Genomic DNA, 26,241 nt, shown 5'->3' on the forward strand with positions numbered 1-26,241 from the left:
GGCCAAGCGCGACACGCCGCGAGTCAGGTAAACGATCGGTTACAACTTCCTGACGTGCGTCGATGTGGGCCTCCGCGTCCTACCGGTTACCGCGCGCCCAGGCCGGCCAGGAGTGCGTCCAGCCCGTACTCGAAATCGGCGTCCGCCCCGGGGCTGCCGCCTCCCTGCGAAGGGGGGCGCCACGGCTCGTTCTCGTCGCCGGAGGGCTCGGCCCAGCCCGACTGCTGCACCTCCACCGCCACCGCGCCGAAGACGTAGGCCCTCAGCGCCCGCACCGCTCCGGCCGCGTCGGTCAGCCCCGCGTCGGTCAGCTGGTCGGTCTGCTCCCTGATCGCGATCGCGGCCCGGCCCCTCGGGGGCTTGGTCAGGGCCAGCGCCAGCACCCCCGGGTGCTCCCTGAGCGCGGCGCGGCTCGCCCGGCACCAGGCCCTCGCGCTCTCCTGCCAGCTCTCGCCGGGCTCGACGTGGACCGTGGTGACATGCTCGGCCAGCGCGTCCATGAGGGCGTCCTTGCCGCGGGGCAGGTGGTGGTAGATGGCCATCGCCTCCACCTGGAGCGCGTCGCCCAGCCGTCGCATGGTCAGGCGCCGGAGCCCCTGGCCGTCGGCGATGTGGAGGGCGGCGTCGATGATGCGCTCCCTGGAGAGCGGGACGGGTGGTCGCTTGGCAGGCATGGAGGCATCCTGTCACCGGTGACCTTACTGCGTAAAGGAGGGCGCGCCGGGCAGATCGATCCGCTCCGCTCACCACCGGTCCGCGCACGCCCGGTACCGCGAGCCGGCTCCCGGTACGGCTGATCCCGAGTACGTGAGGTGGGGGTGAACGGCGTAGGCTACGACCGGTGACCTGCCGGAGGCGACCCGGCGACCGGTGAGAGAGGGCAGAAGATGGCGTTTTTCCGACCGAGCGTGAGCCGGGAGGCGGAGGTTCGCTACCACGCTGACCAGGAGGTCGGGAAGGGCTTCCCCGAGCTTCTGGAGAAGGCGCGCGCGGCCGAGGCCGACCTGCGCCGGGCGCAGGCCGATCTGGCTCCCGTGCAGGAACTGCGAGCCGCCGGGCTGGCCTTCGACAGGGCGCTGACCGAGGCTCTGCGCGCGGCCGAGGCCAACCAGCGCGCGACGTTCGGCATCAAGTCGTACGACGACCGGATCCGCCGCCGCAAGGGCAAGGCCACCCCTCGGGGTGCCGAGTGGACCGCCGAGGTGGACCGCCTGCGCACCCTGCGTGAGCAGAACCGGCTGACCGGCATCCCCCGGGTCCCGCGCCCGGTCGCCGCCGCCCGCTGAGCCGGGCGCACCGCCCTGCTCAGCGGGCGGCGTGCGCGGCGGAGGCGGTGAGCAGCCGCCGGACGTGAACGGCGGCCAGGACCGCCGCGCACCGCTCGGCCGCGTAGGTCTGGGCCATCCTGTGGTGTTCGGCGGAGAAGTCGGCCACCCCGTCGGCGACGAAGAACACCTCCACGTCCCCCATGAAGGCATCGCAGGCCGTCATCAGGCAGCCGATATGGGCGTAGATACCGGTGACGATGAGCTGGTCGCGGCCCTGTTCGGCGAGCAGATCACGGAGCGGGGTGCGGTGGAAGGCGCTGTAGCGCCACTTGGTGAGCCGGATGTCGGCCGGGCCTGGGGCGAGCGCGGTGACGATCTCCTGGGCGCCGGGGTCGGCACCCACTCCTGCTCCCCAGAAGTCCTCCAGCAGACCACGCTGTGCCGAGGTCTGTCCGCCCGGCTGGGCCGAGTAGACCACCGGGACACCGAGCTGCCAGGCCGTCTCGCGGAGACCGATGATCGCCGAGACCAGCTCCACGATCGGCGAGGTTCCCGGCGCGAACGCGTTGACGAAGTAGTTCTGCATGTCGTGGACGAGCAGCACCGCCCGGCGGGCGTCCGGTGTCCAGGAGACGCGGTTGACCGGCATCTCGTCCTCACGGGGCATCGGATAGGGGGTGATGGTTGGTATGGCCACGGCTGCCTCTCCTTCTTACCTTGTGCTCGGCGTCCCGGCCTGTACGGGGGGTCGCCGGGGGCGTGAGTACGTCCTGTGGGCCTTGGCGGTGGTGGTTCGGCTGGGTCTTCGCGAGCGGGAGCCGGTCGGGGATCTCACCTGCGGCCGGTCCCGCCTCGGAGGGGGGTCTTCGGCGCGGCCCGGCCGCCCCCGTCACGTCTCCGGTCTCTCTCCGGGGCGGGGGTCGGCATCCAGGTCCAGGCCGAGGGCGTGCAGGAGGGTACGGAACTTGGCGGAGGTTTCGGCCAGTTCCTCTTCGGGGACCGAGCCCGCCACGATCCCGCCGCCGGCGAACAGCCGGATGCCCGCGGCGGTCACCTCGGCGCAGCGGATCGCCACCGCCCACTCGCCGTTGCCCGAGGTGTCGCACCAGCCGACCATGCCGCTGTAGAAGCCCCGGTCGAAGGGTTCGATACCGGTGATCGCGGCGCGCGCCGCGGCGGTGGGGGTGCCGCAGACCGCGGGGGTCGGGTGCAGGGCGACGGCCAGGTCGAGCGCGGTGGTCCGGGGGTCGGCGAGCCGGCCGGTGATCCTGCTGGACAGGTGCCACATGGTCGAGGTGCAGATCAGTGACGGCTCGGACGGGACGCTCAGTGCCCGGCAGTGTGGGGCGAGCGCGGCGGCCACGGCCTGGACCACGACCGCGTGCTCATGCTGGTCCTTGGCCGAGCAGAGGAGCGCCGCCGCACGGCGGCGGTCCTCCGCGGGGTCGGCGCTGCGCGCGGCCGAGCCGGCCAGCGGGTTGGCGACGACGGCGGGACCGTCCCTGGAGACCAGTAGTTCCGGGCTGGCGCCCACCAGGGTCCGTCCGCCCGGCAGGTCGATGGCGAAGACGTGGCCGTGCGGATCGCGCACCGCCAGGCGCCGGACCATCGAGGCGACGTCGGCGGGCTCGGGCCTCGTCAGCTCCAGGGACCTGGCCAGCACCACCTTCTCCACCGATCCGGTGCGGAGCAGTTCCAGCACCCGCCGGACGCCTTCCAGGTGGCCCGCGGGTGTGGGGACGGGGGTGATCCGCCATGGCCGGGTGCTCTCCCTGCGTGGCGGCTCACCGGGCAGGAAGGGGTCGGCCCAGCGGGTGCGCAGGGGAGTGACCAGGTGCGCCGAGGCGGGGTCGTCGAACGGGACCGCACCGAGGATCAGGTCGCCGTGTCCGCGTACGCTCTGGGCCAGTTCCCGCAGGGTGCGCACAGGTGGCAGTACGGCGGCGACGCCTCCGGCGAGGAGGGTGTGCCGGGGGGAGGAGAAGATCGATGAGGAGCCTGGCCGGTACTCGTCGAGAAGCTCGGTGGCGCTGACCGCCTCGTATGCGATAGTCAAAGCTGACCTTTCGGGGGATCTCATGCCCGGAGCGTGGCGCCGCCGTCCACGTACAGGTCTTGCATGGTGATGTGCCGGGCACGGTCCGAGGCGAGGAACAGCACCGCCTCGGCGATGTCCGAGGGATCGGCCAGCCGGCCCAGCGGAATGCCCACGCGGTAGGAGGACGGATCTCCCTCAAGCACGCTGCGGGGGTCGAGCCCCGCCTGCATCGCGGTGTCCGTCGATCCGGGTGAGACCACGTTGCAGCGGATGCCGTGGCGGGCGAGTTCCAGTCCGGCGCATCGGGTGAACATGACCGCGGCGGCCTTGGAGGCCGCGTATGCCGCCATGCCGACGCGCGGCACGCCTGCGGCGTTGGAGGCCACGGTGACGACCGTCCCGCGACCGCGGGGGATCATGCGGCGGGTCACGGCGCGGACGGCGTGGAAGACCCCGCCGGCGTTCACCGCGAACACGTGCTCCCAGTCATCGGTGCTCAGATCGGTCACCGCGCCGGTACGCAGCACGCCCGCGACGTTGACCAGGACGCCGATCGGTCCCAGTTCGTTCTCGACTCTGCTGACGACGGCGTCAACCTGGCCGGGGTCCCTGACGTCGGCCAGGTGGCGGGCGATCGGCTCTGGCCGGCTCTCCCAGGGCTCGTCGCGCACATCGACTCCGGCCACGATCATCCCGGCACGGGCGAGAGCCGTCGCGACGGCGGCTCCGATGCCTCCCGCGGCGCCCGTGACAAGGGCCACCGCCCCGGGGAGGCCGGGATGGTCTTGCCTGTTGGTCACATACACCTCACTAAAATGTTTAGGTTAGGCTTACCTTACTTGCATCGTGTGTCAGGAGTGGGTCAGGTGAGAGTGGAAGGTGATCTGGTCATGATGATATGCCTCTTGACGTCGGCGTCAATAAGGGGAATCTTAGGTGAGGCTTGCCTAATTAAAACCTGTCTCAGGGGTCTCTCCGGTCACTCGTTCGGCGCCGTGGCCAGGTCTTCCTCCGAGAGTGCCGAGTGATCCTTCATCCGCGCCCCCGGATGCCTGGATCCGGGAGGGGAGCGACGGTCGTCACGTGTCCATCCGGCAGGTGACCTCCGTGCGCGTCGCTCGCCTCCCCTCCCTGAGAGGGGCACACGATTCCGATCCCCGGGCCGGCTGCCCGGGATGTTCCCGCTGGAGGTATTCGATGACCAATCCGTTCGACGACGAGAGCGCGCCGTTCCTGGTGCTGGTGAACGCGGAGGGACAGCACTCGCTGTGGCCCGCGTTCGCCGACGTCCCCGGGGGCTGGGAGGTCGCCCACGGTGAGGACTCCCGCGCCGGGTGCCTGGCCTACGTCGAAGGCTCCTGGACCGACATGCGCCCCAGGAGCCTTGTCGGCGCGATGGGCGGCTGAGCTCCGGCCCCTTCGCGGCCCCGTGGATCCTCGGGGTCGCGAGGGCCCTCGCGGCGGTCCAGGAGACGGCGGAGGGCGCCCTCACGGACCGGGAGGTCTCGCGGGGCGCCCTTCGAGGCGGGTCAGCTGGCCCAGTCGAGCAGCGGGCGTGTGTTGCTGGGGTGGCGGAGCTTGGAGAGCGACTCCTTCTCCAGCTGGCGGATGCGCTCGCGGGTCAGGCCGAGGTGCTTGCCGATCTCGTCGAGAGTGTGGGGCTTACCGTCGATGAGACCGAAGCGCAAGGCCATGATCTTGGCTTCCCGTGGGGAGAGGTTGCCGAGCACACCGCGCAACTGCTCGCCCAGCAGCTGGCGGTCGACGACCTCCGAGGCCTCGGGCGAGTCGATGTCCTCGATGAGGTCACCGATGGTGGTCTCGCCGTCCTCGCCGATGGTGGCGTTGAGGCTGATCGGCTGGCGGCTGGTGCGCAGCAGCTCCTCGATCTGGTCGGGAGTCTTGTCCAGCTCCACGGCAAGCTCGTCCGGCGTGGGCTCGCGGCCCAGGCGCTGGTGCATGTCGCGCTCGATGCGCGACAGCTTGGAGAGCATCTCCAGCACGTGCACCGGCAGCCTGATGGTGCGGGCCGAGTCGGCGAAGCCGCGCTGGATGGCCTGGCGGATCCACCACATGGCGTAGGTGGAGAACTTGTAGCCCTTGGTGTAGTCGAACTTCTCCACCGCGCGGATCAGGCCGAGGTTGCCCTCCTGGACCACGTCGAGCAGGGCCATGCCCCGGTCCGTGTACTTCTTCGCCACGGAGACGACCAGGCGGAGGTTGGCCTCCAGCATGTGGTCCTTGGCCCGGCGGCCGTCCTCGGCGATCCACTCCAGGTCGTCGCGCATGACCGCGGACAGGCCCGGCTCGGCCTCCAGCTTGGACTCGGCGTACAGGCCGGCCTCGATGCGCTTGGCCAGCTCGACCTCCTGGGCGGCGGTGAGCAGGGTGCGACGGCCGATCGACTTCAGATAGGTGTGCACGGAGTCGCCCATCACGGAGGAGTGGTCGTCCAGGTCAAGGGTCGACTCGGCCTCCGTCTCGGCCTCCGGCTCCTCCGGGGGGTTCCACTCGTCGTCCGCCTCCGCCGCGGCGTCCTTGCCCTTGGCCCTGTCCTTGGCCTCGGCCTCGGTCTTGGCCGACGCCTTCTTCGCGGGTGCGGGCTTCGCCTTGCGGGCGGTGCTCTTGCGGGTGGTCTTCGCCGCCTTGGCGGTGGCAGTGGGGGACACGGGCTCGTTCTCGGCGGCCAGGCTGACGCCGGCCTCGGTGAGCTCTCGCAGGATCGCCCTGCCCTCGGTGGGGCTGATGCCCGCCTCGGCGAAGGCGTGACGCAGCTCCGCGAGTGAAAGGTGGCCCTGAACTCGCCCTCGGTCAATGAGCTGTTCGAGGGTCGTCGGGGCTTCAGATGAGGCCGCCACGGCGGTCGGGGGCATGAGGACACCTCCTCCATCACGGAGTCGTCTGATTACGGTTTTCAGTCGTCGGGTGGGGCGGTCTGGGGCCGCTCGGCGCACCAGTACCAATAACCACAGCCAAGAACTTTCTGTTCCCGACTTGACTCGGAAAATATGATGGGTGGACCGTCCTCTCGGCGATCCACCCATGTATGAGTGCCTGGTACGGCCCTATTCGGTCACGTCCGAGGAATCCTCGATCACGTCCAGAGGGCCCTCGACCATGGGCATCGGGAAGGGTTCGGCCTCCTCCATGCGGTGCTCCGTCCAGTAGCCGATGACCTTCTCCGGATCCGGGTTGACCTTCTCGGAGATCACATAGCCCTCCGAGGGCGGGGGCGGTGCCGTCGGCGACGGCACCTGCGAGGGCGGGCCGGACGGGGCGGGGTCGTGCGGAGCGACCGGTACCGGCTCGCCTGATGTTCTCCCGGTCTTCCCGATGCCTCCCGCCGCGGCGGCCGCCGTGACGGAGATGCCACCGGCCAGGACCAGGCTCACGATTCCAGCCGAGACCCATGTCTTCCGGGTGACGTTCATCGAGATTGTCCTCCTGCTTCGGCTATCCCTTGGACGTGTGACAGCGTCTTCACGGTTCCCGGTCACGACCATAACGGAGAGTTTCCAGGTCCGGCTTGCCGTTGGCCAAAAGCGGTATTTCGGTCATTACGATCAGCTCGGCGGGGGCCGCGTAGGCGGGTAGCCGCTCCTTGGTGAAGGCGCGCAACTCGGCCAGGGACGGCGGGGCCTGCGAAACGACGAAGGCCACCACCCGCTCGCCCCACTCGGGATCGGGGCGGCCGACCACGGCGACGTCGGTGATCGCGGGATGCTCGGCCACCGCGGCGGCCACCGCCGCGGCGACGACCTTCTCGCCCCCGGTGTTGATGACGTCGTCGGCCCGCCCCAGCACGCGCAGCCGCCCGTCGTCCAGGGCGCCCAGATCCGAGGTGAGGAACCAGTCGCCGTCGCGCGCGGCCTCGGTGAGGCCGCGTTGGAGCCGGTAGCCGGAGAACAGCACCGGCCCGCTCAGGCGGATCCGGCCGTCGCCGCCGATGCCGATGCCCACCCCGTCGAGGGGCTCGCCGTCGTAGACGCACCCGCCGCAGGTCTCGCTCATGCCGTACGTGGTGACCACCCGTGCGCCGGCCGCGCGGGCCGCGTCGAGCAGGTCGGGGGGAGCGGCGGCACCGCCGAGCAGGATCGTTTTGAACACCGACAGATCCGCGTGGAGCAGGCGGCGCAGCTGGGTGGGCACCAGCGAGACATGGTCCGCACCGCTGGCGAGCACCGCCTCGGGGGAGAACCCCTCGTGCGTGATCGGCTCGGTCCCGCCCAGCAGCGACCTGACCAGAACCTGCAGGCCGGACACGTGGGAGGGGGGCAGGCAGCAGAGCCAGCGCTCACCCGCCTCGGCGTCCAGGCGCCGCAGCGAGGCCGACGCCGAAGCCCTCAGCGCCTCGGCCGACAGTTGCACGCCCTTCGGAGTGCCGGTCGAACCGCTGGTGGCGATGACCACCGCCACCTCGGCGGGCACGCCGACGCCGTCCTCGCGGCGGACCCCGTCGACGTGGGTCGGGCGCAGCGCCTCCAGCGTCGCCCGCAGTGCGGGGGCGGGCAGGGAGGGGGAGAGGGGCAGGATGGCCGGGCCCTGGCCGTCCAGTGCCGAGCCGACGGCCCGGAACAGCTCCGGACCCGCCGCGGACACCACGGCGTGCAGTTCTCGTTGCACGGAAAGCCACTCCTCGTGCACAGGAATGGTCATCACAGTCGTAAGGTTAGTGCCGAAAGCCGGACAACGGCCGGGGACGGCCCCGGCGCAGCGGAGGGGGCGAAGCAATCGTGGGCACGGAGAGAGTCGAGCCGGGCGCGAACGAGCAGGTGGCGGCGGAGACGACTCCCGAGCGGGATGGTGCGGTCGACTGGAAGAGGTCCGGCCAGTACGAGGACATCGTCTACGAGACCGGCGAGGGCATCGCCAAAATCACGATCAACCGTCCGGAGCGGCACAACGCGTTCCGTCCGACCACGCTCTTCGAGCTCAAGGAGGCCTTCAACACCGCTCAGGAGGACTCCGAGGTCGGTGTGATCATCTTCACCGGTGCGGGCGACAAGGCCTTCTGCTCCGGCGGCGACCAGAAGATCCGCGGTGACGACGGCTACGTCGACAAGTCCACTCCGCACGTGGGCAGGCTCAACGTTCTGGACCTGCAGGTCCAGATCCGCCGCTGCCCCAAGCCGGTCATCGCGATGATCGCCGGTTACGCCATCGGCGGCGGCCACGTGCTGCACGTGTGCTGCGACCTGTCCATCGCCGCCGACAACGCGGTCTTCGGCCAGACCGGTCCCAAGGTCGGTTCCTTCGACGGCGGCTACGGCTCCTGGCTGCTGGCCGAGACCGTGGGCCTGAAGCGGGCTCGCGAGATCTGGTACCTCTGCCGCCAGTACGACGCGCAGACCGCCCTGAACTGGGGCCTGGTCAACGCGGTCGTTCCGCTCGCCGAGCTCGAGGCCGAGACGGTCAGATGGGCCAGGGAGATGCTGGAGAAGTCGCCGCTGGCACTGCGCATGCTCAAGGGCGCGCTGAACGCGGTGACCGACGGTGCCGCCGGGATGCAGCAGTTCGCCGGCGACGCCACCCTGCTCTACTACATGAGCGAGGAGGCGCAGGAGGGCCGCGACGCGTTCAAGGAGAAGCGCGCCCCCGACTTCGGCAGGTTCCCGCGCCGCCCCTAGGGGCAGCGAAGATCTGAACGGGTTCGGTCCCGAGGCGCACCGTCCCGCGTAGGCGAGGCCGGTTTCGCGCGCCTCGGGATGGACCTACCCCCCCGGGGTGCGGAGTTAAGGAGGCGATGCGGTCAACGACCCCCTCCTGAAGGAGGGGGCTTGAGGAGCGGTAACGCGCTTTGAAGCCCCGCGTTGACCAGCCCTGGCCGTCAGCTCAAGGAGGTGCGTTTTGATGGCTACGTTGAACACGAGATCGCAGACCCACCGGCGGGTGCTTCCTCAGCCTGCCGCTCTGGAATCCGTGGGAGCAGACACGCCCGAGGGTGGGCACGAAACGGCTCACGGACACCGCCGCCAGGCGGTACCTGGTGTTCAACCTGGGCGAGGGGAGATCGGTCCGGTCGCACCGCCGGACCGGCGTCACCCCGAGGGCGCTTCGGCGCCGGAGGGAGCGAACCGTGAGGTTCCCCCGGCCGTGTTCGTCCTCGACCGCCACGGCCACCCGCTTGACCCGTGTCACCCCGCTCGTGCCCGTCGCCTGCTGGCGGCCGGGCGGGCGGTGGTTCACCGTCACACCCCGTTCGTCATCCGCCTCAAGGACCGCGACGCGGCGACCTCGACCGTCGAGGGCGTGCACGTGGGCATCGACCCCGGCAGCAAGCACACCGGCCTGGCCGTGTTCACCGGCCAGGCCGGGAGCCGGGCCGGACGGTATGCGATCCAGCTCGACCACCGGGGCGCAGCGATCCGCGACAAGCTCACCGCCCGCTCGCGGTATCGACGGCGACGCCGTGGCGCGAACCTGCGCTACCGCTCCCCCCGGTTCCTCAACCGCACCAAGCCGAAAGGGTGGCTCGCGCCGTCCCTGCGACACCGCGTCGACACCACCCTGTCGTGGATGGCACGGCTGACCCGGTGGGCACCCGTCACCGCCGTCCACGTGGAGAAGGTCTCCTTCGACACCCACGCCCTGTCGGCGGGCAAGCCGTTGGAAGGCGCTGAGTATCAGCAGGGCACCCTCGCCGGATACGAGGTCCGCGAATATCTGCTGACCAAGTGGGGGCGGGCGTGCGCGTACTGCGGCAAGCAGGACGTGCCGTTGAATATCGATCACATCCACCCGCGTTCCCGGGGCGGCTCGGACCGGATCAGCAACCTGACCCTGGCGTGCATCGGCTGTAACCAGGCGAAGAACGCCACCCCGATCGAGGAATTCCTCAAAGGCAGGCCCGCCCTGCTGGCGAAGATCCTCAAGCAGGCGAAGGCTCCGCTGCGAGATGCCGCCGCCGTCAACGCCACCCGGTGGGCGCTGTGGCGGGCCCTGGAAGCGACCGGCCTGCCCGTTCACACCACCTCGGGCGGCCGCACGAAGTGGAACCGCTCCCGCACCGGCGCCGCCAAGTCGCACACGTTGGACGCGTTGCACGTCGGCGAACTGGAAAGCGTGACCGCCTGGCCGTCCACGGTCCTCGTGGCCAAGGCGACCGGTCGTGGCACCTACGCCCGCACCACCCCCGACCGATACGGGTTCCCCCGTCTTGCCCGGCCACGGAGCAAACTGCACCACGGCTTCCAAACCGGCGACCTGGTCCGGGCGAACGTCCCGGCAGGCAAGAAAGCCGGGGTTCACGCCGGGCGAGTCCTGGTCCGCTCCTGTGGCTCGTTCGACATCACCACCCGGCACGGTCGCATCACCGGGATCAACCACCGGCATGTCCGCCATCTTCAGCGCGCGGACGGCTACGGCTACACGACCCGGAAAGAAGCCGATCGACATGACTGACCGGTCAGGGCACGCTCGGGCCTTGACGGCCCTCCCGCTCCCGACTCCTCCCCGACCTGAAGGACTCCGTCGCTTAATTGCCGCTGGTCGACGTCTAGCGTCGTTATCCGGTGCCGGGCACGCAGGTCGCGGAGATCGAAAACGAATTGGGCAACGGAATCCTGAAGGCCGGAGCATCCCCGGGAGGTTCTGGTGAATCCCGCGACCGCGCTCGCGACCGTGCTGGTCGACGAGCTCGCCCGCTGCGGTGTCACGGACGTGGTGCTCGCGCCGGGGTCGCGCTCGGCGCCGCTCGCCTTGGCCGTGCACGCCGACAGCCGCATCCGGCTGCACGTGCGGGTGGACGAGCGCTCGGCCTCCTTCCTCGCGGTGGGGCTGGCCCGCCGCAGCGAGCGGCCGGTCGTCCTGATCTGCACCTCCGGCACCGCAGCGGCCAACTTCCATCCGGCCGTCATCGAGGCGCACGAATCGGGGGTGCCGCTGCTGGTGCTCACCGCCGACCGCCCGCCCGAGCTGCGCGACACCGGCGCGAGCCAGACCGTCGACCAGATCAAGCTGTACGGCACGGCCGTCCGCTGGTTCAGCGAGGTCGGCGTGCCCGAGGAACGGCCGGGGCAGGTCGCCTACTGGCGGTCGCTGGCCTGCCGCGCCTACCAGCGCGCGCTGGGCCCGTACGACCCAGGCCCGGTCCACCTCAACGTGGCCTTCCGGGAACCACTGATCCCTGACGGCGACCTCTCCTGGTGCGAGTCCCTGGAGAGCGACGCGCCAGGACCGTGGATCCGCGCCAGGATGGGCTCCCCGTCGGTGGCGCTGCACCTGCCGCCGACCCGGCGGGGCGTGCTCGTCGTCGGCGACGGCGCGACCAACGTGCGCCGATACGTGGCGGCGGCGGGCATGGCCGGGTGGCCCGTCCTGTCGGAGCCCAACGGCGGCGCCCGCTACGGCGACCACGCGATGTCCACCTACCACTTCCTCCTGGGCACCCCGGAGTTCGCCGACCGGCACCGGCCGGACGTGGTGGTCACCCTGGGTCGTCCCGGGCTGTCACGGCCGCTGCTCAACTGGCTGAGGCACGCGGACGAGCACATCGTGGTCGCCGCCGACATGACCCGCTGGCCCGACCCGACCCGCTCGGCCACCCAGGCCGCCCAGGTGGTGGAGATCCCGATCCCGGCGGGCGACGACACGTGGCTGCACTCCTGGCGCCGGGCCGAGACGGCGGCCAGGACCGCGATCGACGACGTGCTGGACGGGACCGGGCTCAGCGAGCCACGCCTGGCCCGCGACCTGGTGGACGCGCTGCCCAACGGGTCCCTGCTGTTCTCCGGCTCCTCCATGCCGATCCGCGACCTCGACCAGGCGATGCGCTCCCGGCGGGGACTGCGGATCCTGGCCAACCGGGGAGCGGCGGGAATCGACGGCGTGGTGTCGGCCGCGATGGGCGCGGCCCTCGCCCACAACGGTCCCTCCTACGCCCTGATGGGCGATCTGACCTTCCTGCACGACCAGAACGGGCTGGTCCTCAGCCCTCGCGAGCCCCGTCCCGACCTCTGTCTGGTCGTGGTGAACAACGACGGCGGCGGGATCTTCTCGCTGCTTCCCCAGGCCACGCTCCGCGACCCCTTCGAGCGGATCTTCGGCACCGCGCACGGGGTGGACCTGGGCTACGTGGCAGCCGCCACCGGCACGCCGTACACCTTCGTGAACGAGCCGGGCCAGCTGGTGAAGGCGCTGCGCGGTGAGGGGTTGCGCATCGTCGAGGTGCGGACGGAGCGGGAGTCCAACGCGACGCTGCACGGCATGATGCGTGACGCGGCCCACGCCGCCGTCCGCGATGTCATGTCTTGACGCCCGCCCCCGCCCCCGCGCCAGTGCCGGTGCCGGTGTGCGGCGAGGTCAGGTGATGTCGCGGCGGAGCGTCAGCGCGCGGGCGGCGAGCACGATCACCACGACATAGCCGGCGAACAGCAGCCCGCCCCCCCAGGCGGGCAGCAGCTCACCGCCCTGCATGTGCATGCCGCCCAGGGCGCGGGCCGCCCCGGTCGGCAGCCACCGGCCCAGGCCGGGCAGGAGCATGGTGAGCAGGTAGTCGGCGTACATGAACCAGACCAGCGCCACCGCCACCGCCGCGACCTGGTTGCGGACCAGAGCTCCGAGGCCCACTCCGAGCAGGCCGTACAGGACGACGCTGAGCACCGAGCCGAGCAGTACCACCGGCACCCGGGGGGTCCACACGGGATGACCGGCCAGGCCGAGCATGACCAGGCCCGCCGCCAGCGTGACCAGCGCCGACACGGCGCCGACGAGCAGCCCGACGATCCCGTACGCGGCCAGCTTCGCCCCCACCACCCGCTCCCGCCGAGGGGTGACCAGGAACTGCCAGGTGATCGTCTGGTGGCGGTTCTCCCCGGCCATGCCCAGGACACCGAGGATCAGGGCGAAGACATAGGACTGCTGGGCCATGTTGTAGACGTTCTCGATCTGCGGCGCCGTCGCGCCGCCCGATCCCGCCAGCGCGACCATCAGCCCCGCCCAGAGCACGCACAGCGGGGGTGCCAGGGCGACGAGGATCCAGGTGACGCGGCTCGCGCGGGCCTTGAACAGCTCGGCGCGGATCAGGCGGCTCATTCGGTCACCTTCACGTACAGCTCCTCCAGGTCGGTCTGCGGGGTCAGCGGGCCCTGCCAGGCGAGGCGGCCCGCGGTAAGGATGATCACGTGGTCGGCGATCTGCCGGATCTCGGCGAGCACGTGTGTGGAGACCAGGACCGTGCGGCCCTGGTGGGTGTAGGCCCGCAGGAAGCCCCGTAGCCAGCGCATGCCCGCCGGGTCCAGGCCATTGGCGGGCTCGTCGAGGATGAGGATCTCCGGGTCTCCCAGCAGGGCGGAGGCCAGGGCGAGCCGCTGGCGCATGCCCAGGGAGAAACCCCGTACCCTGCGGTCGGCCGCGGCGGTGAGGTCGACCTGCTCCAGCGCGTGCGCCACGCACGCGGGATCCAGTCCCGCGGCGAGGCGGAGCGCCTCCAGGTGCGCGCGGGCGCTCAGCCCGGGGTGGAAGGCCGTCGACTCCAGTACCGCGCCGACCGTGGCGACGGGCCGGTCCAGGTCACGGTAGGCCGTGCCGCCGATCGTGGCGGTGCCGCCGGTGGGCGCGACCAGGCCGAGGATCATGCGCAGGGTGGTGGTCTTGCCCGCCCCGTTGGGGCCGAGAAAGGCCGTGAGCGTTCCTCGCTCCACGGTGAAGGACAGATCGTCCACGGCGCGCACCTCACCGAACGACTTCCCGAGATGAGTGACGCTGATTGCTGACATGGCCTCGACAATGACCCGTCGGCAGGTGCCGGCGCATGGTTCCGGAGGTGGAGCCGGCAACCTCCACCCGGGAGGGGAGCGTCGTGCGGTCGGGTGGAGGCATCTCCACCCTGGGGTCCATGGTCCCTTCCGGCGGGCACCGGTAGCTTGTCGTCGTGGCCATCCTCCGCAGCCCGCCCGTGCGCAGGCTTCTCGCCGTCCTGCTGGTGGGATACCTGTTCTTCGGCCCGGTGGCCGCCGCCGTCGAGGTGGGACCGCCCGGGCTGTTCGCGGTGATCCCGATCGGCGCTCTCACCGTGGGCTGTTGCCTGTGGGCGCTGTGCGGTGAAGACCTCCGGCGCAACGTCCCGCTGCTCGCCCTCACCCTGGCCGGGGGGCTTGCCCTGCACGCGATCAGCCTCTACAGCGGGATGGGATTCCTGTACGTCGTCGTCTTCGCCGCACCGTTCAAGACTCGTTTCTGGCCGGGGGCGACGCTGGTCACGGCCGACCTCGTCGGCGCGACGGCGCTCTCCTTCGCTCTGGGCATCCCTTCCGGGGAAGTCTGGGGCAACACCGCCGGGCTCGCCTACTCCGCGGTCTTCGTCTTCCTGCTGCGGCATGTGAAGACGACCAGGGAGCACGGAGCGGCACTCGCCGAGGCGCGGGCGGGCGAGGCCGTGCTCGCTGAGCGGGCGCGGCTGGCCAGGGAGGTCCACGACATCCTGGCTCACTCGCAGTCGGCGCAGATCGTCCATCTGGAGGGGGCGCGGCTGCTGCTGGAGCGGGGCGACGATCCGGCGGCGGCGCTCGACCGGGTCGAGCGGGCGGTGCGGCTGGCGCGGACCGGGCTGGAGGAGACCCGCCGGGCGCTCGACGCGCTGCGCGGCGAGGAGCTGCCGCTGGCCGAGCGGCTGGAGCGGCTGGCTGTGGAGTTCCGGTCGGTGACCGGGGTGTCCTGCACGGTCTCGGTCACCGGGAACCTCGACTCGCTGGAGGCCGGAGCCCGGCTGGCGGTGGCCAGGACCGCTCAGGAGGCGTTGACGAACGTGCGCAAGCACGCGCCGGGCGCCGCGGTCTCGGTGGCGCTGCGCCGCGTCGAGGGCTGGTGTGAGCTGGAGGTGTGCGACACCGGTGGCCGGCCGGGCCGGCTGGCGTCGTCGGGAGGAGGATACGGGCTGGTGGGGATGCGCGAGCGGGCCGAGCTGATCGGCGGGTCGCTGGCCGCGAGGCCGGGTACGGAGGGCTTCAGGGTCCTCCTGCGGGTCCCGGCATGAGTCGCCCACGGCGCGGCGCCGCCGCGGGGGCGGGCACCGCGCCGTGGACGACTCATGCCGGTGCCGATGCCGGTGCCGGGGCGGATACGGGGGAGGCGGCACGCGACCGCGATCCGGTCCCGCCCCGGCGGGAGAGGTGCCGGGGAGCGCGAGCGGGTTCGAGGGACGCGGGGGTGCCGAGGTGACCGTGCGGGTGCTGGTGGCCGACGACCAGACGGTGGTGCGCGAGGGGCTGGTGCTGCTGCTGGGGCTGCTGCCCGGTATCGAGGTCGCCGGCGCGGCGGCCGACGGTGGGGAGGCGGTCCGGCTCGTCGGCGAGCTCAGGCCCGACGTGGTCCTGATGGACCTGCGGATGCCCCGCATGGACGGGGTGGAGGCGACCCGCAGGATCAGGGCGGCTCACCCGGAGGTCCATGTGGTGGTCCTGACGACCTACTCCGACGACGAGTCGGTCTTCGCCGCGCTGGGCGCCGGGGCGCGGGGCTATCTGACCAAGGACACCGACGCCGAGTCCCTGGCCTCGGCCATCGCGACCGTGGTCGAGGGGCAGGCCCAGTTCGACCCGGGTATCCAGCGGCGGCTGGCCGAGGCGGTGACCGTGAACCGCCGCGCGCCGGACCTGCCCGACGGGCTCACCCGCCGGGAGAGCGAGGTGCTGCGGCTGATAGCGGCGGGCCGCTCGAACGCGGAGATCGCCGAAGAGCTGTTCGTCTCCGAGGCGACGGTCAAGACCCACATCAACAACCTCTTCGCCAAGGCGGGGCTGCGCGACCGTGCCCAGGCCGTGACGTACGCCTTCCGGCACGGTCTGGGACCTGACTGACCGCGACGGCGCGGGGGCCGGAGACGACGGTGAGGAGGTGGGGCACCGGTGACGGATGGGATGGCCGGCAGGGTGGCGGGGCGGGGTACGACGGAGATGACTGTCAGATCTGGGGATGTGGGGGCGCCGTCCCGAGAGGCACGGTGAGCGGGTAAGGATCCACTTCGCGGGTACCCGTTGAAGGGAAGTGCCATGCCATCGGATATCACCTTGAAGGCCCACGAGGCGGTGGCGGGTTTCGGCACCTACGCCGAGGCCCAGCGTGCCGTGGACCAGCTCTCCGACCAGAAGTTCCCGGTCGAGCACACCCTGATCGTCGGAGTCGGACTCCGGCTCGTCGAGAGGGTGCTCGGGCGGCTGACCTACCTTCGCGCCGCGTGGATGGGAGCCGGTGCCGGTGCCTGGTTCGGCCTGCTGATCGGCCTGTTCTTCGCGATCTTCACTCCGGGCCGCTTCCCCTTCGTCCTGGTCCTGTGGGGCCTGATCTGGGGTGCCGTGGCCGGCGCGATCTTCGGACTGATCGGCCACGCGCTCACCGGGGGCAAGCGTGACTTTCTTTCGTCGAGCTCGATCGTCGCCGACCGCTACGAGGTACTGGTCGAGACCCCGTACGCGGCCGAGGCGCGCAGGCTGCTCAACGTGGGCATGTCCCCGCAGATGCCGCAGCAGATCTGATCGGCGCTCCCTGAGCAGGGCCCGCACCGCCGTGCCGTGCCCGCCAGCTGGATCACCGGCCTCACCGGGGCGTGGAGTGATCAGGCCCGAGGGTCGGGGCGGGCGATGCCGTCCGGCGAGTGTCGTTCCCGTCATGTCGCACAGGAGTTCAGCATGCCTAAAACAGTTGGAATCGACCTCGGCACCACCAACTCGGTGATCGCCACGATGGAGGGCGACAAGCCCACGGTGATCCCCAACGCCGAGGGGGTGCGGACGACGCCGTCGGTCGTGGCGTTCACCGAGAACGGTGAGCGCCTGGTCGGGCAGCTTGCCCGCCGCCAGGCGATCCTGAACCCCAAGGGAACGATCTACTCGGCCAAGCGCTTCATCGGCCGCCGCTACGACGAGGTCACCAGCGAGATGAACGCCGTCTCGTTCGACGTCGTCCCAGGTCCGGACGGTGCCGTCCGCTTCAAGATCCACGAGAAGCTGTACGCGCCGGAGGAGATCGCCGCGGCCGTGCTGCGCAAGCTGGTGGACGACGCCTCGAAGTTCCTGGGGGAGAAGATCACCGAGGCGGTCATCACCGTGCCCGCGTACTTCAACGACTCCCAGCGCCAGGCCACCAAGGACGCGGGGAAGATCGCCGGCCTGGAGGTCCTGCGGATCGTCAACGAGCCGACCGCGGCGGCTCTCGCCTACGGCCTCGACCGCAAGGAGAACGAGACCGTGCTCGTCTTCGACCTGGGCGGCGGCACCTTCGACGTCAGCATCCTCGCCATCGGCGACGGCGTCGTCGAGGTACGGGCGACCGCGGGCGACACCCATCTGGGCGGTGACGACTTCGACCGGCGCATCGTCGACCACCTCGCCGACGAGTTCCAGCGGGACAACGGCATCGACCTGCGCCAGGATCCCCAGGCCCTGCAGCGGCTCTTCGAGGCCGCGGAGAAGGCCAAGGTCGAGCTGTCGGCGGTCAGCCAGACGCAGGTCAGCCTGCCCTTCATCACGGCGGACGCCTCGGGCCCCAAACACCTGAACGCCACGCTGCGGCGCTCCACCTTCGAGGAGATCACCGCCGACCTGCTCGAACGGTGCAAGCCCCCCATCCAGCAGGCCATGGCCGACGCCAAGCTCACCGCCGACGACATCGACGAGGTGATCCTGGTGGGCGGCTCGACCAGGATGCCCGCGGTGCAGACCCTGGTACGCCGCATGACGGGTGGCAAGGACCCGAACATGACGGTCAACCCCGACGAGGTCGTGGCGCTGGGCGCGGCGGTCCAGGCCGCCGTCATCAAGGGCGAGCTGAAGGACGTCGTGCTGCTGGACGTGACGCCGCTCTCCCTGGGCATCGAGACGCTCGGCGGGGTCATGACGAAGGTCATCGAGCGCAACACCACCATTCCGGCCCGCCGGTCCGAGGTGTTCAGCACCGCGGAGGACAACCAGACCGCCGTGGACGTCGCCGTGCTGCAGGGCGAGCGCGAGCGCGCCGCCGACAACCGTTCCCTCGGCCGGTTCCGGCTGGAGAACATCAGGCCCGCCCCGCGCGGCGTGCCGCAGGTCGATGTGACCTTCGACATCGACGCCAACGGGATCCTGAACGTCTCCGCCAAGGACAAGGACACCGGCGCCGAGCAGCGCATCACGATCAGTGAGAGCTCGAACCTGGACACCGGCGAGGTCGAGCGGATGGTCGCCGACGCCGAGCGGCACCGCGAGGAGGACCAGCGGATGCGGCAGGTCATCGACGCGCGCAACGAGCTCGACAGCGCCGCCTACCAGGTGGAGCACCGCCTGGCCGAGCTGGGCGAGTCGGTGCCCGTCCATGAGAAGGCGCGGGGCGAGATGCTGGTGAACGACGCCCGTGAGGCGATCAAGCAGGAGGCCCCGCTCGACCGGGTCCGCTCGCTCACCGCCGAGCTCCAGCAGGTCTACCACAGCCTCGGCGCGTCGGCCTCCGGTGCTTCCGGCCCGGGAGCCCGGGGGGAGGGCGCGTCCGGGGCTCCGGGCGGCCAGGCGGGTGGCGGCAGGGACGACGACGTCATCGACGCGGAGTTCACGACCGATGAGTGAGGCAGCCGGGCAGGGCGGCCACGTCCCCGGTCATGAGCCGGATCCGCGTGGCCAGGAGCCACGGGCCCAGGGCCGGCACGACGGCCAGGAGGAACACGGCAGGAAGGCCCATGCGCGAGGGACGCGCGGCAAGGAAGCGCATGGTCAAGAGCAGCATGCCCAGGAGGCGCGCGGGCAGGCAGGGGCCGCCCCGGCCGACCTCCAGGCCCGGGTCGAGGAGCTCCAGGCCCTGGTGACCGACCTGCAGGACCGCTGGCGGCGCGCCCTCGCCGACCTCGACAACCTGCGCAAGCGCGTCAGCAGGGACACCGGGCGGATGCGGGAGGAGGAGCGGGCACGGGCCGCCGCCGAGTGGCTGCCCGTGCTGGACAACCTGGATCGCGCGCTGGAGCACGCGGAGACCGACCCCGCCTCCATCGTCGACGGGATGCGGGCGATCAGGGACCAGGCGCAGGAGGTGCTCTCCCGCCTCGGCTACCCACGCCGCGACGACGCCGGCGCCACGTTCGACCCGGCCAGGCACGAGGCGGTGGCCGTGCTCCCGCAGGAGGGCGTGCCCGACGGCACGGTCCTGCAGGTGGTGCGGCCCGGCTACGGAGACGGCGAGCAACAGCTACGGCCCGCGCTGGTCGTGGTGGCCAAGGGGGAATGATGCCCCCCGACCGCGACTTCTACGAGATCCTCGGAGTGCAGAGGGGCGCGAGCCAGGAGGAGATCCAGCGCGCCTACCGCAAGCTGGCGCGGGTCAACCACCCCGACGTCAACAAGGACCCGGCCGCCGAGGACCGCTTCAAGGAGGTCTCCGAGGCCTACAGCGTGCTGTCCGACCCCGCGACCCGGCGCCGCTACGACGCGTTCGGGCCGAACTTCCGCCAGGTGCCCGAGGACGTGGACCCCGAGACGTGGGCGCGCGCCCAGGGCCGCCGTGCGCGTGCCGGCGCGGGGGCGGGGGCGGGCCGTGCCGGCTGGGGCAGGGCCGGAGAGCAGGCCGGCTTCGGGGAGGGGATCGACCTCGACGACCTTCTCGAAGGGCTGTTCTCCGGACGGGGAGCGCGGGGAGGCAGGGCCGGTGGAGGCTGGGGGCCGATCCCCGGCGCCGACCAGGAGGCCGAGATCGAGCTGACCGTCGAGGAGGCCTACCGGGGCGGCCGCCGCTCGATCACCGTCGGCTCGCGCAGGCTGCAGATCGAGATTCCCGCGGGCGTCTCCGACGGGCAGCGCGTCAGGCTGGCCGGGCAGGGTGGAAGGGGCGGCGACGGGGCACCCGCGGGTGACCTCTACCTGATCGTCAGGATCGCGCCGCACCCCCGGTACCGGGTCGAGGGGCGAGACATCCACGTCCTGCTCCAGGTCACCCCGTGGGAGGCGGCGCTCGGCGCCTCCGTCGCGGTCGACACCCCCGCGGGCGAGGCCAAGGTCAAGGTGCCGGCGGGCACCTCCAGCGGCAAGCGGCTGCGGCTGCGCGGCCGGGGGATGCCCAGTCCCCGGAACAAGGCGGGTGATCTGTACGCCGAGGTGCGGATCATGGTTCCGGCCCGGCTGTCGGAGGAGGAGCGGCGGCTGTTCGAGCAGCTCGCCGCCGTCTCCACGTTCGATCCGAGGAGGCAGCGATGACCCATCCCCTCCCGGAGCGCAGGCCGCCCCGCCCGGGGGCGCGGCCTGCCGGGCCGGGGGCGGCCCCGGCCGGGGGCTCCGCCTCCCGCCTGCGGAGGGCGCCTGGCGGAGTGGAGCGGACCTACCAGCTCACCAGGCCCGAGCGCCTGGATCTGGAGACGTTCGCCAGGGCGACGGGGACCCACCCCGAGCTGGTGCGGCGTCTTGTCGCGCTGGGCCTGCTCGACGCCGGGACCGACTCCGCCGGGCACCTGTGGTTCCCGCCTCCCGAAGTGCTCACCATGGCGCGGATCCGGCGGCTGCGGGCCGGGTTCTCGATCAACTATGCCGCGCTCGGCCTCGTACTGGATCTGCTGGACCGCATCGCCCAGCTGGAGGCCGCCCAGCGTGGGCGTTCCCGACTCACCGGAGGCTCGCCGTGGACATGAACCAGCTGACCCAGAAGTCGCAGGAGGCGCTGCACGACGCGCAGACCAAGGCCCTGCGCTTCGGGCACACCGAGGTGGACGGCGAGCACCTGCTGCTGGCGTTGCTGGACCAGCCGGAGGGGCTGATACCCCGCCTGCTCTCGTACGCGAACGTCGACACCGACAGGCTCAGGGGTGATCTGGAGGCGGAGCTGGGCCGCCGTCCCAAGGTGAGCGGTCCCGGCGCCGCGCCGGGCCAGGTCTATGTGACGCAGCGGCTCTCCCGCCTGCTGGACACGGCCAAACGGGAGGCCGACCGGCTCAAGGACGAGTACGTGTCGGTGGAGCACCTGCTCATCGCCCTGCTTGAGGAGGGCAGCTCGAGCTCCGCCGGGAGACTGCTGCACGATCAGGGGCTGACCAGGGACGGCTTCCTCAAGGCGCTCACCTCGATCCGCGGCAACCAGCGGGTGACCTCCGCGATGCCCGAGGTGGCGTACGAGGCGCTGGAGAAGTACGGGCGCGACCTGGTGGCCGACGCCCTGTCGGGCAAGCTCGACCCGGTCATCGGGCGCGACGCCGAGATCCGCCGGGTCGTCCAGATCCTGTCCCGCAAGACGAAGAACAACCCCGTCCTGGTCGGTGACCCCGGCGTCGGCAAGACCGCCATCGTGGAGGGGCTCGCGCAGCGGATCAGCCACGGGGACGTGCCGGAGGGACTCAAGGGCAAGACGGTCTTCAGCCTCGACATGGGCTCGCTGGTGGCCGGGGCCAAGTACCGGGGCGAGTTCGAGGAGCGCCTCAAGGCCGTGCTCAACGAGGTCAAGGCCGCCGAGGGGCGGATCCTGCTCTTCGTCGACGAGATGCACACCGTGGTGGGCGCCGGAGCGGCCGAGGGCGCCATGGACGCGGGCAACATGCTCAAGCCCATGCTGGCCCGCGGCGAGCTGCACATGATCGGGGCGACGACCCTCAGCGAGTACCGCAAGCACATCGAGAAGGACGCCGCACTGGAGCGCCGGTTCCAGCCGGTGATGGTCGACGAGCCCTCGGTCGAGGACGCCGTCTCCATCCTGCGTGGCCTGCGCGAGCGCCTGGAGATCTTTCACGGGGTGAAGATCCAGGACAGCGCGCTGGTGGCCGCCGTCGTGCTGAGCCACCGCTACATCTCCGACCGTTTCCTGCCGGACAAGGCCATCGACCTGGTGGACGAGGCGTGCGCGATGCTCCGTACGGAGATCGACTCGATGCCCGCCGCGCTCGACGAGCTCACCCGCAGGGTGATGCGCCTGGAGATCGAGGAGGCCGCGCTCGCCAAGGAGGAGGACCTCGCGAGCGGGGTCCGCCTGGAGGAGCTGCGCGCGGAGCTCGCCGACGTGCGCGCCGAGGCCGACGCCATGCGGGCGCAGTGGGAGGCCGAGCGGCACGCGCTGCGCGCCGTCCAGAGCCTGCGCGAGGAGATCGAACACGTACGCGCCGAAGCCGATCGGGCCGAACGCGACTACGACCTCAACCGTGCCGCGGAACTGCGGCACGGCAAGCTGCCCGAGCTGGAGCGACGGCTGGAGGCGGAGGAGGAGCGTCTGCTCGCCAAGCAGGGGACGGCACGCCTGCTGCGCGAGGTCGTCACCGACGGCGAGATCTCGATGATCGTCTCCCGGTGGACGGGCATCCCGGTGAGCCGCCTGCAGGAGGGCGAGCGAGAGAAGCTGCTGCGGCTGGACCAGGTCCTGCACGAGCGGGTGATCGGCCAGGACGAGGCGGTGCGGTTGGTGGCCGACGCCGTCATCCGGGCCCGTTCCGGCATCAAGGACCCGCGCCGCCCGATCGGGTCGTTCATCTTCCTGGGACCGACGGGCGTCGGCAAGACCGAGCTGGCCAAGGCGCTCGCGGAGGCGCTCTTCGACACCGAGGACAACATGATCCGCATCGACATGAGCGAGTACCAGGAGCGGCACACGGTCAGCCGCCTCGTCGGCGCGCCCCCCGGCTACGTGGGGTACGAGGAGGGCGGCCAGCTGACCGAGGCCGTGCGGCGCAGGCCGTACTCCGTGGTGCTCTTCGACGAGGTGGAGAAGGCGCACGCGGATGTCTTCAACACGCTGCTGCAGGTGCTGGACGACGGGCGGCTCACCGACGCGCAGGGCAGGACCGTCGACTTCCGCAACACGGTCCTGATCATGACCTCCAACATCGGCTCCGTCTACCTCCTCGACGGCGTCACACCGAGCGGGGAGATCGAGCAGGAGGCGCAGCAGCGGGTGATGGCCGAGCTGCGCGCGCACTTCCGTCCCGAGTTCCTCAACCGCGTCGACGACATCGTGATCTTCAAGCCGCTCACCATGGAGGAGATCGAGCGCATCGTCGGCCTGATGTTCGTCGAGCTGCGGACCCGTCTCGAACAGCGGGGGATCCGGCTGGACGTCACCGAGGCGGCGCTCAGGTACATCGCCGAGCGGGGCTACGACCCGGTGTACGGCGCCCGCCCGCTGCGCCGGTTCATCTCCAGGGAGGTCGAGACGCGCATCGGCCGCGCTCTGCTGTCCGGGGAGGCGTACGAGGGGGGCGTGGTCCGGGTCGACCTCGCCGAGGGCGAGCTCGACGTCACCTACGCATGAGGAGAACCGGCAATGTCATCAAATATCGTGCAATGCCGGAACTGTGGGAAGAGGAACCGGGTACCCGCGGGCGCGGCGCCCGCCTCCGAACCGCGCTCATGGGTGGAGGGCGCGATCGCGCCGGTAGGTGAGGGGAGGGGCTGAGACGGGGGACAGGTGACCTCAGGGGATCTCAGCGAGGAGCTCGGTGCCCCTGGTGGGCGCCCTCCTCGGCGGAGAGCCTGGCCAGCTCGACCCGGGAGTGGATGCCCAGCTTGCGGAAGACCTGCCGCAGGTGGAAGGCGACCGTGTGCTCGCTGATGAACATCTGCTCGGCGGCGTTCCGGTTCGTCAGCCCCTGGGAGACCAGGTTGCAGACGGCCTGCTCGGTGCCGGTCAGGCTGGCCCACCCCGAGGTGGGATGGGCGGTCCTGACCCAGTGGCGGCGCCGCTCGCCCAGCAGTCGCAGCCTGCCCCGTACCCGCGCGGCGTCACGGACGGCCCCCATCGCGCCGTAGCAGGCGAGCGCGATCTTGAGGTTCTCCACGGCCGTATCCCGGCAGCCGTCCGCGCCGAGCAGCACGCCCAGATCCTCCGCCGCCGAACCCCTGGCCCACGGATCGCCGTGCCCGGCCACCGCGCGGCCCAGCGCCTCGGGGTCGCCCTCCCGCAGCCCACGGGCGTGGTCGGCGGCCACCGACGGATTGGGCAGGCCGGGGCTGCGCCAGGCGATGCCCTCGGCCGCGTCGACCACGGCGTCGGCCCGGTGCCGCTGACCCGTCGCCATGGCCATCCGTACCAGCCATGCCGCGGCGGTGGGCTCGCTGGTCAGCGCCCCGGTGTGCCGAGGCAGCGCGTCGTACAGCCCGCCGAGCGAGCTCATCCCGCCCGCGGCTCCGCCGCGCGCCTCGTTGATCCGCCCGGCCACCAGCTCCGAGCGCAGCCGCGTGCGCGGGGGCAGGTCTCGCGCCGACCCGACAAGGTTCCTCTCCATGTACCTGATGGCCCCCGGCAGGTCGCCCGCTCGCAGCGACGCGGTGCCGAGCACCGACAGGGCCGAAGAGGCCGGTAACGGGGCGCCCAGGGTCCCGGCGGCGGCCAGACCGGCCTCCGCGTGCTCGATCGCGCTGCCGAGCCTGCCCGAGGCCAGGTGCAGGCGGGCGCGCAGGACGGGGATCTCCGCGGCCCAGGCCGGCTCGCACCCGGCCTCGGCCGCGGCGATCTCCGTCGTGGCCTCCGCCTCGTCCAGCAGCCAGAGGTCGATCAGCATCGAGGCCAGCACCGCCCGGGGCTGCTGCCGCCGTCGTCCACCGGCCGGTTGCTCCACGGCTTCGCGTGCCAGGTCCAGCCCGTACGAGAGCCTGCCCTCGTCCCAGGCGAGCAGGGCCAGGTCCGTCAGCGTCTCGGCGTCGCCGCCCCCGGTCAGACGGGCCGGTCGTGTCCGGGCGGCGCGCTCGACCTGGTCGCGCAGCGCTCGCCGCACCGGTTGGGGCACCTTCTCGACGACCGAGCGCCACAGCAGCTCGTGCCTGAACGCCAGCTCGTCGGGGGTGGTGACGAGCACACCCGCGGCCAGGGCCTCCTCCAGCGCGGGAAGCAGCGCCGCCGGGGTCTCGCCGAGCATCTCGGCCGCGTACGCCGGTGAGAACGAGCGCCCGAGCACCGCCGTGGCCTCCAGCAGGTACCTGGTCCTGGTGCCGAGCTCGTTCAGCCGCCGCCGGACGGCGGTGTGCACCCGCAGGGGCAGCTCCGCCCCGGCGGGAGTGGTCTCGGCCAGCCGGGCGACGCCGTCCCGCACGAGGACGGCGCCCTCCTCGCACAGTCCGGTGAGATACTCGGACAGCAGCAGCGGGTTGCCGCCGGCCTGGGCGGCCAGCGCCGCCAGATCCTTCCCGGGAGCCGCGCCCAGGATGTCGGTGGAGATCTCGGTGACCGCACCGTCGTCGAGCGGGCGCAGCACGGTCCGGGTGGCGCCCTCCTCCTCGAGCAGGTCGAACAGCCGTCTGGCGTCGCCGCGCGCCGGGGTGCTGCGGCAGGCCAGCAGCCATGCCACCGGGCGTTCGGCCAGCCGCGAGGGCAGCGTGCGCAGGGCCATGAGCGTGGCGGGATCGGCCCACTGGAGATCGTCCAGGGTGACCAGCAGCGGCCCCGCGCCCAGCCTTCTCTCCAGCGAGGTCCTGACCTGCTCGGCCAGCCAGAGCAGCAGGCCGGGACCGTCGGGGAAGGCGTTCCTGGCCACGGTCATGGGCGCCGGCGACTCCTCCAGGGCCGACAGCAGCGGCCCCAGCGGTGTCAGCCGTCCCAGTTCGTCGGCCCGCCCGCTCGCGACCGCCGCCCCCCGCGCGGCCGCGAGGTCGGCGGCCTCGCCGAGCAGCAGCGTCTTGCCTATCCCCGGCTCGCCCTCGACGAGCATGACGTTCCCTGCCGTGGACGCGATGCCTTCCAGCAGGGCGAGGACCGCCGCCTGCTCATCTCTCCGGCCGCGCATCGTCTTGTCTCGGATCTGGGGTCATACGCCAGGCTTTCTTAGCGGTGATTACCCGTATGACATCCCCGTCAGGCGAAATGCCATGCGGTGGATGCTCCCGGCTACTGGTTGTTTGATGCAGATTTGACCTTTAAGTACGACTTCTAGTTGTTCTGCCGATCTGGCCGATGCCCGGCGAGCGTGATCTCCGGGAGGCGATCGCCGCGCGCGTTCCGTACGGGGCCCGCCCCCGGCGGGGATGGGAATGTCCTGACGAACACGCGGGTAGGGGCGCGCGTTCTCGTACAGGATGGGAGTCG

The 26,241-nt window shown here is 71.4% G+C and carries 23 protein-coding genes; 13 read left to right on the forward strand and 10 right to left on the reverse strand.

Annotated elements, in window-relative coordinates; all coding sequences use genetic code 11:
• Positions 1 to 86 precede the first annotated feature (86 nt).
• On the reverse strand, positions 87 to 674 hold the full coding sequence (locus tag ABT061_RS42555) for a TetR/AcrR family transcriptional regulator C-terminal domain-containing protein (RefSeq protein ID WP_350929018.1): 588 nt from the start codon (positions 672 to 674) through the stop codon (positions 87 to 89).
• Positions 675 to 887: 213 nt separating this feature from the next.
• Between ABT061_RS42555 and ABT061_RS42560 the strand changes: the two genes are divergently transcribed.
• A complete protein-coding gene (locus ABT061_RS42560; RefSeq protein WP_350929020.1) occupies positions 888 to 1,286 on the forward strand; it encodes a hypothetical protein in 399 nt (132 codons plus the stop codon).
• A 19-nt stretch (positions 1,287 to 1,305) separates the two neighbouring features.
• On the opposite strand, the gene ABT061_RS42565 is transcribed toward ABT061_RS42560, so the two are convergent.
• From ABT061_RS42565 to ABT061_RS42575, 3 genes are all read right to left on the reverse strand, one after another.
• A complete protein-coding gene (locus tag ABT061_RS42565; RefSeq protein ID WP_350929022.1) occupies positions 1,306 to 1,965 on the reverse strand; it encodes an isochorismatase family protein in 660 nt (219 codons plus the stop codon).
• 192 nt (positions 1,966 to 2,157) lie between these two features.
• Entirely contained in the window at positions 2,158 to 3,324 is a 1,167-nt protein-coding gene (locus tag ABT061_RS42570; protein WP_350929024.1) for an isochorismate synthase, read from the reverse strand.
• Between the two features lie 20 nt (positions 3,325 to 3,344).
• The gene (locus tag ABT061_RS42575) at positions 3,345 to 4,112 is read right to left on the reverse strand and encodes a 2,3-dihydro-2,3-dihydroxybenzoate dehydrogenase (RefSeq protein WP_502991602.1); all 768 of its coding nucleotides are present in this window, start codon (positions 4,110 to 4,112) and stop codon (positions 3,345 to 3,347) included.
• Between the two features lie 391 nt (positions 4,113 to 4,503).
• Between ABT061_RS42575 and ABT061_RS42580 the strand changes: the two genes are divergently transcribed.
• Positions 4,504 to 4,713, forward strand: a complete 210-nt coding sequence (locus ABT061_RS42580) for an MbtH family protein (RefSeq protein ID WP_350929028.1) — start codon at positions 4,504 to 4,506, stop codon at positions 4,711 to 4,713.
• 122 nt (positions 4,714 to 4,835) lie between these two features.
• Here ABT061_RS42580 and ABT061_RS42585 read toward each other — a convergent pair whose 3' ends face one another.
• The 3 genes from ABT061_RS42585 to ABT061_RS42595 all read right to left on the reverse strand — a co-directional run bounded on the left by ABT061_RS42585 (position 4,836) and on the right by ABT061_RS42595 (position 7,962).
• Positions 4,836 to 6,179: an RNA polymerase sigma factor gene (locus ABT061_RS42585; RefSeq protein WP_350929030.1), complete on the reverse strand. Its 1,344-nt coding sequence runs from the start codon at positions 6,177 to 6,179 to the stop codon at positions 4,836 to 4,838.
• Positions 6,180 to 6,371: 192 nt separating this feature from the next.
• The gene (locus tag ABT061_RS42590; RefSeq protein ID WP_350929032.1) at positions 6,372 to 6,737 is read right to left on the reverse strand and encodes a hypothetical protein; all 366 of its coding nucleotides are present in this window, start codon (positions 6,735 to 6,737) and stop codon (positions 6,372 to 6,374) included.
• A gap of 49 nt (positions 6,738 to 6,786) precedes the next feature.
• The gene (locus ABT061_RS42595) at positions 6,787 to 7,962 is read right to left on the reverse strand and encodes an AMP-binding protein (RefSeq protein WP_350929034.1); all 1,176 of its coding nucleotides are present in this window, start codon (positions 7,960 to 7,962) and stop codon (positions 6,787 to 6,789) included.
• Between the two features lie 116 nt (positions 7,963 to 8,078).
• Here ABT061_RS42595 and menB point away from each other — a divergent pair, with 116 nt between their 5' ends.
• From menB to menD, 3 genes are all read left to right on the forward strand, one after another.
• Positions 8,079 to 8,933, forward strand: a complete 855-nt coding sequence (gene menB, locus ABT061_RS42600) for a 1,4-dihydroxy-2-naphthoyl-CoA synthase (protein ID WP_350929102.1) — start codon at positions 8,079 to 8,081, stop codon at positions 8,931 to 8,933.
• 466 nt (positions 8,934 to 9,399) lie between these two features.
• The gene (iscB, locus tag ABT061_RS42605; protein ID WP_350929036.1) at positions 9,400 to 10,707 is read left to right on the forward strand and encodes an RNA-guided endonuclease IscB; all 1,308 of its coding nucleotides are present in this window, start codon (positions 9,400 to 9,402) and stop codon (positions 10,705 to 10,707) included.
• A gap of 192 nt (positions 10,708 to 10,899) precedes the next feature.
• Positions 10,900 to 12,558 carry a 2-succinyl-5-enolpyruvyl-6-hydroxy-3-cyclohexene-1-carboxylic-acid synthase gene (gene menD / locus ABT061_RS42610; protein WP_350929038.1) on the forward strand — a complete coding sequence of 553 codons (1,659 nt, stop codon included), beginning with the start codon at positions 10,900 to 10,902 and terminating at the stop codon, positions 12,556 to 12,558.
• A gap of 48 nt (positions 12,559 to 12,606) precedes the next feature.
• Here menD and ABT061_RS42615 read toward each other — a convergent pair whose 3' ends face one another.
• Together ABT061_RS42615 and ABT061_RS42620 are read right to left on the reverse strand one after the other, a co-directional pair.
• Entirely contained in the window at positions 12,607 to 13,338 is a 732-nt protein-coding gene (locus ABT061_RS42615; protein ID WP_350929040.1) for an ABC transporter permease, read from the reverse strand.
• Positions 13,335 to 14,021: an ATP-binding cassette domain-containing protein gene (locus ABT061_RS42620; protein ID WP_350929042.1), complete on the reverse strand. Its 687-nt coding sequence runs from the start codon at positions 14,019 to 14,021 to the stop codon at positions 13,335 to 13,337. Before ABT061_RS42620 ends, ABT061_RS42615 begins: the two co-directional genes overlap by 4 nt.
• Positions 14,022 to 14,176: 155 nt before the next feature.
• Between ABT061_RS42620 and ABT061_RS42625 the strand changes: the two genes are divergently transcribed.
• The 8 genes from ABT061_RS42625 to clpB all read left to right on the forward strand — a co-directional run bounded on the left by ABT061_RS42625 (position 14,177) and on the right by clpB (position 23,475).
• Positions 14,177 to 15,277: a sensor histidine kinase gene (locus tag ABT061_RS42625; RefSeq protein WP_350929044.1), complete on the forward strand. Its 1,101-nt coding sequence runs from the start codon at positions 14,177 to 14,179 to the stop codon at positions 15,275 to 15,277.
• Between the two features lie 181 nt (positions 15,278 to 15,458).
• Positions 15,459 to 16,100, forward strand: a complete 642-nt coding sequence (locus ABT061_RS42630; RefSeq protein WP_350929046.1) for a response regulator — start codon at positions 15,459 to 15,461, stop codon at positions 16,098 to 16,100.
• 192 nt (positions 16,101 to 16,292) lie between these two features.
• Complete coding sequence (locus tag ABT061_RS42635) at positions 16,293 to 16,775, forward strand: YflT domain-containing protein (RefSeq protein WP_350929048.1); 483 nt, start codon at positions 16,293 to 16,295, stop codon at positions 16,773 to 16,775.
• Between the two features lie 153 nt (positions 16,776 to 16,928).
• Complete coding sequence (gene dnaK / locus ABT061_RS42640) at positions 16,929 to 18,836, forward strand: molecular chaperone DnaK (RefSeq protein ID WP_350929050.1); 1,908 nt, start codon at positions 16,929 to 16,931, stop codon at positions 18,834 to 18,836.
• On the forward strand, positions 18,829 to 19,488 hold the full coding sequence (locus tag ABT061_RS42645) for a nucleotide exchange factor GrpE (protein WP_350929052.1): 660 nt from the start codon (positions 18,829 to 18,831) through the stop codon (positions 19,486 to 19,488). Before dnaK ends, ABT061_RS42645 begins: the two co-directional genes overlap by 8 nt.
• On the forward strand, positions 19,485 to 20,450 hold the full coding sequence (locus tag ABT061_RS42650; protein WP_350929054.1) for a DnaJ C-terminal domain-containing protein: 966 nt from the start codon (positions 19,485 to 19,487) through the stop codon (positions 20,448 to 20,450). The genes ABT061_RS42645 and ABT061_RS42650 overlap by 4 nt, the downstream gene beginning before the upstream one ends.
• Positions 20,447 to 20,878, forward strand: a complete 432-nt coding sequence (locus ABT061_RS42655) for a chaperone modulator CbpM (protein ID WP_350929056.1) — start codon at positions 20,447 to 20,449, stop codon at positions 20,876 to 20,878. The genes ABT061_RS42650 and ABT061_RS42655 overlap by 4 nt, the downstream gene beginning before the upstream one ends.
• The gene (gene clpB / locus ABT061_RS42660; RefSeq protein WP_350929058.1) at positions 20,875 to 23,475 is read left to right on the forward strand and encodes an ATP-dependent chaperone ClpB; all 2,601 of its coding nucleotides are present in this window, start codon (positions 20,875 to 20,877) and stop codon (positions 23,473 to 23,475) included. Before ABT061_RS42655 ends, clpB begins: the two co-directional genes overlap by 4 nt.
• A gap of 172 nt (positions 23,476 to 23,647) precedes the next feature.
• Here clpB and ABT061_RS42665 read toward each other — a convergent pair whose 3' ends face one another.
• Positions 23,648 to 25,942, reverse strand: coding sequence for a helix-turn-helix transcriptional regulator (locus tag ABT061_RS42665; RefSeq protein ID WP_350929060.1), 2,295 nt, complete (start codon positions 25,940 to 25,942; stop codon positions 23,648 to 23,650).
• Positions 25,943 to 26,241: the final 299 nt, after the last annotated feature.

It is taken from the genome of Streptosporangium sp. NPDC002544 (genome assembly GCF_040295965.1).
In the GTDB taxonomy this organism is placed as follows: domain Bacteria; phylum Actinomycetota; class Actinomycetes; order Streptosporangiales; family Streptosporangiaceae; genus Streptosporangium.